The sequence below is a fragment of the Asticcacaulis sp. AC402 genome (genome assembly GCF_000495835.1).
In the GTDB taxonomy this organism is placed as follows: Bacteria; Pseudomonadota; Alphaproteobacteria; order Caulobacterales; family Caulobacteraceae; genus Asticcacaulis.
In genome coordinates this window covers 86,140-94,294 of sequence record NZ_AWGC01000027.1, presented here as the reverse complement: position 1 = coordinate 94,294, position 8,155 = coordinate 86,140, and the positions used below count along the sequence as shown (strand labels likewise).

Sequence of the window (8,155 nt, the reverse complement as noted above, 5' to 3'; positions counted from 1 at the left end):
TCGCTTCCGCGGTTGCCGGAGCCGCCGTCGCCGCACCGGCGGCAGTCGCCGCAGCGCCTTCTGCCGCAGGCGCAGCGCCCGCGCCAGGCGCACGTGCGGGATCCGGCGCCGGAATGGCGTAGCCGGACGAACCCTGGGCGCGCAGATAGGCGATCAGGGCAACGCGCTCTTCGGACTTCTTGATGCCGGCGAAGGCCATCTTGGTGCCCTTAACCGCCTTAGCCGGAGCGACCATGAAGTGATAGAGCTGATCATAGGTCCAGTTCGGCGCTTCGCCAGCGTGGGCCTTCATACCTTCGGAATATTCAAAACCGGCGTGCGAGGCGGTCGGACGGCCGACAATGCCCCACAGGTTGGGACCCGTACCGTTCGGGCCGCCTTCGGCAACGCCGTGACAGCTGGCGCACTTCTTGAACGCGGCTTCACCGGCAGCCAGATCGGCCGTCGCCAACACCGTGCCCCAGTCGGGCAGGACTTCGACCGCTGCCGCGCCGCCGCCGGCTTCCTCGGCCTCGGCGACCTCGATCAGGTAGCCGGGCTTTTCGGGCGCCTCGCGGTGATAGATGGCCTCGGCGCCGATGCTGACGCCCATGATGACCAGGCCGGTCGCCAGGCCAGCACCAAGAATCTTGTTAAGTGTCAGGTCGCCGCTCATCTTGCCCGAATACCCATGAATCAATAAACGCCGGAGATTAGGCGCTGCAACAATCCTGTCAACAGCCCGGCTTGCGTTTGGCTCTCTGACACGCTACCGCCAAAGACGCAAGCCGACTTTTGCGCGCGAATACGCAAAAGTGGCAAATCGTCGCAGGGCGGCAAACCGACGCCCGCTCAAGCGAATCAGTAAAGGAATATCGAGAGACCATGACCAGTCAGACGACACGCAAGATCGCCTATCAGGGCGAGCCGGGGGCATTCAGCCATCAGGCCATCAAGCGTTGGTTTGGCGACTTCACTGCCGCGCCGTTTCCGACCTTCGAGGCCGCGTTCGAAGCCGTACACGCCGGCGAATGCGAACTGGGCATGATACCGATCGAGAATTCGGTCGCGGGGCGCGTGTCAGATGTTCACCACCTGTTGCCACATTCGGGCCTGAAGATCATCGCAGAGCGCTTCTTGCCAATTGAAATGAACCTGATGGCCGTGCCGGAGACTTCGCTGGAGAACATCAAGGTCGCGGCGTCGCACGCCATGGCGCTGCTGCAATGCCGCAATTCCTTGCGTGAACTCGGCATTACGGCCGAGGTCTTTCACGACACGGCTGGCGCGGCGCGCGCACTGGCGCAAACGCGCGAGCCCGACCGTGCGGCGATAGCGCCCGAGGTCGCGGCTGAACTGTATGGTCTCAAGATTTTACAGCGGAACATGGAAGATGCGCGACACAACACGACGCGGTTTCTGGTGCTGACCACCGACCGCCGCGTGGTCGCGCCGGCGCCTGACGTGCCGTGCATGACCAGTTTTGTCTTCCGGGTGAAGAATATCGCTGCATCGCTGTACAAGGCATTGGGCGGGTTCGCGACGAACGGCGTCAATATGACCAAGCTGGAAAGCTATATCGAGAACGGCGTCTTCGCCTCGACCTTCTTCTATTGCGATGTTGAAGGCCGCCCCAGTGATCCCGGGCTCAAACAGGCGCTGATTGAGTTGAAGTTCTTCGCGACCAAGCTGGAGATTCTGGGGACCTATCCGATGGATCCGTTCCGTTTGAGCGAAGGGCAAAGATAGGATCTTGACCACGAACAGACACGAACTTCCGAATTCGCCTGTTCGCGGTCATAATCCCTATTCTTTTTCATAAAAGCTCGACGTCTTCTTGGTGTCGGCCGTAAACAGATAGACCAGCAGGGACACGCCGATACAGCCAGTGATGTACCAGAAGAACAGCGACTCATAGCCGATCTTCTTCAGCCATTGGGCTACCAGTTCGACCGAGCCGCCGAAGAGCGACACTGTCACGGCATAGGGGAGGGCGACGCCCAGCGCCCGGACGTGGGGCGGAAAAAGCTCGGCTTTCACCACGGCATTGATCGAGGTGTAGCCGCTGACGATAATCAGGGCCATCATCACCAGGACAAAGGCCGGCCAGAAGGTCTGGGTGCCCGACAGCGCTGTCATGATCGGGACCGTCCCGAGCAGACCCAACACGCCGAAGCCGATCAGCAGTGGTTTGCGTCCGATGCGGTCGGACAGGGCGCCGAACGCCGGCTGAAGCAGCATGTAGATGAACAGGGTGGCCGCCGACAGCAGGGTTGCGGCCTCCTTGGTCCAGCCAGCCGATCCGACCATGAATTTCTGGATGTAGGTGGTGTAGGTGTAAAACGCCGCCGTACCGCCCAGGGTCAGGCCGACCACCTGAAGCGCCTGCCAAGGGTGATTCCTCAACAGTGTCAGGGTACGGTTGGCGGCGAACTTGGCCGAGGTCTCGAAGGCGTCGGTTTCTTCCATATGGCGGCGGATGAACATGGCGACAACCGCCAGGCCGGCGCCGATAAAAAACGGTATCCGCCATCCCCAATTCGTCAATTGCTCCGGCGTCAGCAGGTTTTGCAACAGGATCAGCACGCCCAGGGCTGCGAGTTGACCCATGATCAGGGTGACATATTGGAAGCTGGACCAGAAACCGCGGTCATGGTGGCCGGCCATTTCCGACAGGTAGGTCGCCGAGGCGCCGTATTCGCCGCCGACGCTCAGGCCCTGAAGCATACGGGCCAGCAACAGCAGGATCGGCGCCAGCAGGCCGATCGTCTCATAGGTCGGGATCAAGGCGATGATTAATGACCCGGCGCACATCAGCAGGATGGACGCCGTCAGCGCGGTCTTGCGGCCGTAGCGGTCGGCATAGATCCCAAGCAACCACCCGCCGATCGGCCGCATGAAAAAGCCCAACGCAAAGATGGCCGCGGTATTGAGCTGCTGGGTGAGGAGGTCGTCCTTGGGGAAGAAGGCGCTGGAGAAATACAGGGTGAAGGCCGCATAGGCGTACCAGTCGTACCATTCGACCAGGTTGCCGATCGAACCGCCCAGGATGGAACCGAGTTTGTTGTTCTTTGTCAAAGAGGACCCCTCCGTCTGCTTCGCTGCGCTCGCATACACCTCCCCATTGTCATGGGGAGGAGAAGGTGGTGTGAACTCCAACTTTCTTCTCCTCCCCATGACAATGGGGAGGTGGCGAGCAAGTGAGCCCCTCTTGTGGGGCGAAACGCGTCGAGACGGAGGGGTCCAACTCGGACTTAACCGCTACGTCGAAGCTTCAAGGTTTCACAGTTCAATTGACGAAGCAAGGCGGTTTGTTTTAAGGCTGGCTTGGTTTCTCCGCAAAGGTTTCCGGCGTCATGAACGACACTGTCCCGCCCCCCGAAGTCATCTATGTCGACACGCACAAGGTCGCCTGCAACGGCGGCGGCGGTGCGCTGGGCCATCCGTTGGTCTATCTGGAACTGGGTGCGGAAGGCACAGCCGAATGCGGCTATTGTGACCGCAAGTTCGTCCATAAGGACCATGCCCACGAATACGAAGACCCGTCGCCGCGTCCCGAAGGCGAGCATTAACAAGCGCAGCCCAGAAAGTGGTCGCCACTTTTTGGATTAAGCTGCGCGAAAAAAGGAGATTGCCATGCGTTTCCTGCACACCATGGTGCGGGTGAAGGACCTGGACGCCGCCCTGCATTTCTTTTGCGACGGCTTAGGATTGCGTCAGGTCCGCCGCATGGACAGCGAAAAAGGCCGGTTCAGCCTGATCTTCCTGTCGGCTGACGAAGACGCCCATATGGGGGCTGCCGAGGGTTTGCGCGGTCAGGCCGAGGTCGAGCTGACCTACAACTGGCCGGACGAGAATGGCGAGGTCGAGACCTATACCGGTGGGCGCAATTTCGGTCACCTGGCCTATGAGGTTGACGATGTCTATGCCGTCTGCGCCCGTTTGCAGGGGATGGGCGTGCTGATCAACCGCCCGCCGCGCGACGGTGTCATGGCCTTTGTGCGCTCGCCCGACGGTATCTCGGTTGAGCTGCTGCAAAAAGGCGATGCCTTGCCGCCGGCTGAGCCATGGCAGAGCATGCCGAATGTGGGAAGTTGGTAGATTAGCCGCGTAGTTCTTTGCCCGCCCCGTTTACGGGGAGGGGGGACCGCGAAGCGGTGGGAGGGGCTAAATGGCGTTGTCGATGCGGCAGGACGCAAAAATAAAAGCTGCCCGGCGATTTCGTCGAAACCTGACCAAGTCCGAACTTGCCCTTTGGTTGCGGCTAAGAGATCGCGGAGCCGATACACCGGTGTTTCGAAATCAACATCCGGTCGGGCCTTTTATTCTTGATTTTTACTGTTCCAAGGCCCGGCTTTGCGTCGAGGTCGATGGTGAAGTTCATGAGTATCACGATAAGATTCGCCGGGATCAAATCCGCGATGCCTGGTTGGGTGAGCGCGGCATCTATGTTCATCGCATTCTTTCCTCCGACCTGTTGGCAGAGCCTGATGAAACGGCAGCCAGCGTGGTTTTGCTGGCCCGAAAACGGATGGGCGAATCTACGTAAGCCCCTCCCACCGCTTCGCGGTCCCCCCTCCCCGTAAACGGGGCGGGCAAAGAAAGATTTGCGGTGCTCTTAACACTGCCATCCCCTGTCGCTTTTGTTTGGCAGAACCGTCAGATCGCCGTAAGAAGAGGCCAACACTCCGATCAGGCGAATCCCCGACATGGACGACACTTCAACCGCCCCTGAAACCCCGGCAGACGCCACAGGCAAAGCCAAACGCCTGGTCCTGATCGACGGGTCGGGCTACATCTTCCGCGCCTATCACGGCCTGCCGCCCCTGACGCGCAAATCGGATGGATTACCTGTCGGCGCCGTGTCCGGGTTCTGCAACATGCTGGTCAAGCTGATCAAGGAGAACCGCGGCGACGACGCGCCGTCGCATCTGGCGGTCATCTTCGACGCCGGCTCCAAGACCTTCCGCAATGACCTCTATGACGGCTACAAGGCCAACCGGCCGCCCCCGCCCGAAGACCTGATCCCGCAATTCCCGCTGGTCCGTGACGCCACGCGCGCCTTTGGACTGCCCGCGATCGAACTGGCCGGTTTCGAGGCCGACGACCTCATCTGCACCTATGCCCACCTGGCGGTGCAACAGGGCTTCGAAGTCACCGTCATCTCGTCCGACAAGGACCTGATGCAACTGGTCAACGACAAGGTCACCATGATGGACCCGGTCAAGGGCACGCCCGTCGGCCGCGACCAGGTCATCGAGAAGTTCGGTGTGCCGCCGGAGCTGGTCGTCGATGCCCAGGCTCTGATCGGCGACTCGGTCGACAATGTCCCGGGCGCCCCCGGCATCGGCGTCAAGACCGCCGCCCAGCTGTTGATCGAATATGGCGATCTCGACAGCGTCCTGGCCCGCGCAGGCGAAATTAAGCAGGAAAAGCGCCGCCAGACCCTGATCGACTTCAAGGACCAGATCCTGCTGTCGCGCGAACTGGTCCGGCTGCGCTGCGACACGCCGGTGCCGGCCGAGATTGACACCTTTTTGCTGAAACAGCCGCAGGCCGACATCCTGGCCGCCTTTCTGGCCGAGATGGAGTTCAACAGCCTGGCCAGGCGCATCGGTGGTTCGCTCAGCCTGGACAGCACGGCCGCCCTGGCACAAATCCCGACCGCGCCGATTTCGCGGCCGCTGTATGGCGTAAAGACCGAACTGGGCGAAAAGCAGCCGTTCGACCTCGATGCCTACGAATGCGTCCAGACCATCGAACAGCTTCAGATCTGGGTGCGCCGCTGCGAGCAGGCCCAGGTCATCGCCGTCGACACCGAAACCGATGACCTGTCCGCGACCCACGCCAAGCTGTGCGGTATCTCGCTGAGCACCGACACCAACTGCGCCTGCTATATTCCGCTGGGCCACCTGGCCAGCGACGGGCTCGACTTCGGCGGCGGAGACGACCAGAAGCAGATCCCGCTGGACCAGGCGATTGCCCTGCTGAAGCCGGTGCTGGAAAACCGCAACATCCTGAAGGTCGGCCAGAACATCAAGTATGACCTCAGCGTTCTGAAGCGCTACGGCATCGATGTCGCGCCGTACGATGACACCATGCTGATGTCCTATGTCGTCGAAGGCGGGCTGCACGGCCACGGCATGGATGAGCTGTCGCAACTGCATCTGGGGCACACGCCCATCCCGTTCAAACAGGTCGCCGGCAGCGGCAAGACGCTCAAATCGTTCAAGTTTGTCGCACTCAAGGAAGCCACGCAATATGCCGCCGAAGACGCCGATGTCACCCTGCGCCTGTGGCGAGTCCTCAAGCCGCGCCTGGTCCGCGACCGGCTGAACACGGTCTATGAGACCCTGGAACGCGGCATGCCCAAGGCCCTGTCGGAGATGGAACTGAACGGCATTCGCATCGATCCGCAGGTCCTGCGCCATCTTAGCCAGGATTTCGGCACGCGCATGAACGCCATCGAGCAGGAGGCGCACGCGCACCTCGGCCGACCATTCAATCTGAACTCGCCTCAGCAACTGGGTGTTGTCTTCTTCGATGAGATGAAGTTGCCCGGCGGCAAGCGCACCGCATCTGGCCAATGGGCGACCGACGTCAAGGTTTTGGAAGACATTGCCGAGGGCAAGAACGGCACCGGCGCTGGCCAGATCCTGGCGAAGCTGCTGCTCGACTATCGCCAGATGGCCAAGCTGAAGGGCACCTATACCGACGCCCTGGTCGAATATGCCGATCCGGAAACCCAACGTATCCACACCTCGTTCCACCTGGCCTCAACGACGACCGGTCGCCTGGCCTCGAACGAGCCCAACCTGCAGAACATCCCGATCCGCACCGGCGAAGGCCGCAAGATCCGCACGGCCTTCATCGCCAAACCGGGCTGTAAGCTGATCTCGGCCGACTACTCGCAGATCGAGCTGCGCCTGCTGGCCCATATCGGAGACATCGAACAATTGAAAAAGGCGTTTTCGGAAGGCCAGGACATTCACGCCATGACGGCGTCGGAAATGTTCGGCGTGCCGATGGCCGAGATGACCTCAGAGATCCGCCGCCGCGCCAAGGCGATCAACTTTGGCATCATCTACGGTATTTCGGGCTTCGGCCTGGCCAACCAGCTCGGCATCGACCAGGGCGAGGCGTCGCGCTACATCAAGACCTATTTCGAGCGCTTCCCCGGCATCAAGGACTATATGGACGACACCAAGCAGTTCCTGCGCGACAACGGTTTCGTGCAGACCCTAATGGGGCGCAAGATCCATATCCCGGAAATCAATGGCAAGGGCGGGGCCATTAAGGCCTTTGCCGAGCGGGCGGCGATCAATGCCCCGATCCAGGGCACGGCAGCCGACATCATTCGCCGCGCCATGATGCGGATGCAGCCCCGGCTGGATGCGGCCGGGTTTACGACGAAGATGCTGCTTCAGGTCCACGACGAACTGATCTTCGAAGCGCCTGAGGCCGAGGTTGCGGCGGTGATTCCGCTGATCCAGGAGGTGATGCAGAACGCGGCCTTGCCGGCGGTTGAGATCAGCGTGCCTTTGGTGGTTGAAGCCAAGGCTGCCGATAACTGGGACGAGGCGCATTGAGGACTTCTTACCTCTCCCCGCCTGCGGGGAGAGGACGAGAGCCGAACGAAGTGAAGGCGATCGGGTGAGGGGCCATCCGAGGACGATTGAGCACCAAAGAAGCCCCTCACCCTAACCTCTCCCCGTAAACGGGGAGAGGGGATGACAGCGCGAGCCCGGCCATGATCGTCAAGAATCTGAACCATATCAACATCCAGACCCGCGATATGGCGCAAACTATCCGGTTCTACGAAGAGCTTTTAGGCCTTGAAGCCCGCGTCGCCCCTGAGCGCGATCCATCTCTGCGCCAGTGGCTCTACGATAGCCGCGACATGGCCGTGATCCATCTCAATCTGTGGGGCACGGACAACACCATAGCCCGCGAGGTCGTTCCGGGCGGCCATACCGGTGCCATCCACCATGTCGCTTTCGAATGCGATGGCTTCGACGAAATGGTCCGACGCCTGAAAGCCCGCAACCTCGACTACGGTTTTGCCGAGATTCCCTCGATCAAGCTGCGCCAGTTGTTCGTCACTGACCCCAATAATGTTCTTCTGGAACTGAATTTCCGCGGCTGACCTGTAAGATTATCCGAAGGGCGGCGACTA

8 protein-coding genes are annotated in these 8,155 nt (G+C 60.9%); 6 read left to right on the top strand and 2 right to left on the bottom strand.

All coding sequences use genetic code 11. The features are described 5' to 3' along the window. On the bottom strand, positions 1-655 hold a 655-nt coding region (locus tag ABAC402_RS35215), incomplete at its 3' end, for a cytochrome c family protein (protein WP_031235858.1). A gap of 209 nt (positions 656-864) precedes the next feature. Between ABAC402_RS35215 and ABAC402_RS35210 the strand changes: the two genes are divergently transcribed. Next, a complete protein-coding gene (locus ABAC402_RS35210) occupies positions 865-1,728 on the top strand; it encodes a prephenate dehydratase (RefSeq protein ID WP_023450576.1) in 864 nt (287 codons plus the stop codon). A 57-nt stretch (positions 1,729-1,785) separates the two neighbouring features. Here ABAC402_RS35210 and ABAC402_RS35205 read toward each other — a convergent pair whose 3' ends face one another. Then, on the bottom strand, positions 1,786-3,057 hold the full coding sequence (locus tag ABAC402_RS35205; RefSeq protein ID WP_155847440.1) for an MFS transporter: 1,272 nt from the start codon (positions 3,055-3,057) through the stop codon (positions 1,786-1,788). Positions 3,058-3,335: 278 nt separating this feature from the next. On the opposite strand from ABAC402_RS35205, the gene ABAC402_RS35200 reads away from it, so the two are divergent. The 5 genes from ABAC402_RS35200 to ABAC402_RS35180 all read left to right on the top strand — a co-directional run bounded on the left by ABAC402_RS35200 (position 3,336) and on the right by ABAC402_RS35180 (position 8,125). Continuing rightward, positions 3,336-3,551, top strand: coding sequence for a zinc-finger domain-containing protein (locus ABAC402_RS35200; RefSeq protein ID WP_023450574.1), 216 nt, complete (start codon positions 3,336-3,338; stop codon positions 3,549-3,551). A gap of 64 nt (positions 3,552-3,615) precedes the next feature. Next, entirely contained in the window at positions 3,616-4,080 is a 465-nt protein-coding gene (locus ABAC402_RS35195; RefSeq protein ID WP_023450573.1) for a lactoylglutathione lyase, read from the top strand. Positions 4,081-4,150: 70 nt separating this feature from the next. Then, positions 4,151-4,528 carry an endonuclease domain-containing protein gene (locus ABAC402_RS39810; protein ID WP_235079988.1) on the top strand — a complete coding sequence of 126 codons (378 nt, stop codon included), beginning with the start codon at positions 4,151-4,153 and terminating at the stop codon, positions 4,526-4,528. A gap of 160 nt (positions 4,529-4,688) precedes the next feature. Further along, the gene (polA, locus tag ABAC402_RS35185) at positions 4,689-7,568 is read left to right on the top strand and encodes a DNA polymerase I (RefSeq protein WP_023450571.1); all 2,880 of its coding nucleotides are present in this window, start codon (positions 4,689-4,691) and stop codon (positions 7,566-7,568) included. A 161-nt stretch (positions 7,569-7,729) separates the two neighbouring features. Further along, a complete protein-coding gene (locus ABAC402_RS35180; protein WP_023450570.1) occupies positions 7,730-8,125 on the top strand; it encodes a VOC family protein in 396 nt (131 codons plus the stop codon). Positions 8,126-8,155 lie beyond the last annotated feature (30 nt).

What these genes read in the sequence shown, in the direction of transcription:
- ABAC402_RS35180 (WP_023450570.1), top strand. Translation starts at nt 7,730, where the DNA reads ATGATCGTCAAGAATCTGAACCATATCAACATCCAGACCCGCGATATG.
- ABAC402_RS35200 (WP_023450574.1), top strand. Translation starts at nt 3,336, where the DNA reads ATGAACGACACTGTCCCGCCCCCCGAAGTCATCTATGTCGACACGCAC.
- ABAC402_RS39810 (WP_235079988.1), top strand. Translation starts at nt 4,151, where the DNA reads ATGGCGTTGTCGATGCGGCAGGACGCAAAAATAAAAGCTGCCCGGCGA.
- ABAC402_RS35210 (WP_023450576.1), top strand. Translation starts at nt 865, where the DNA reads ATGACCAGTCAGACGACACGCAAGATCGCCTATCAGGGCGAGCCGGGG.
- ABAC402_RS35195 (WP_023450573.1), top strand. Translation starts at nt 3,616, where the DNA reads ATGCGTTTCCTGCACACCATGGTGCGGGTGAAGGACCTGGACGCCGCC.
- polA (WP_023450571.1), top strand. Translation starts at nt 4,689, where the DNA reads ATGGACGACACTTCAACCGCCCCTGAAACCCCGGCAGACGCCACAGGC.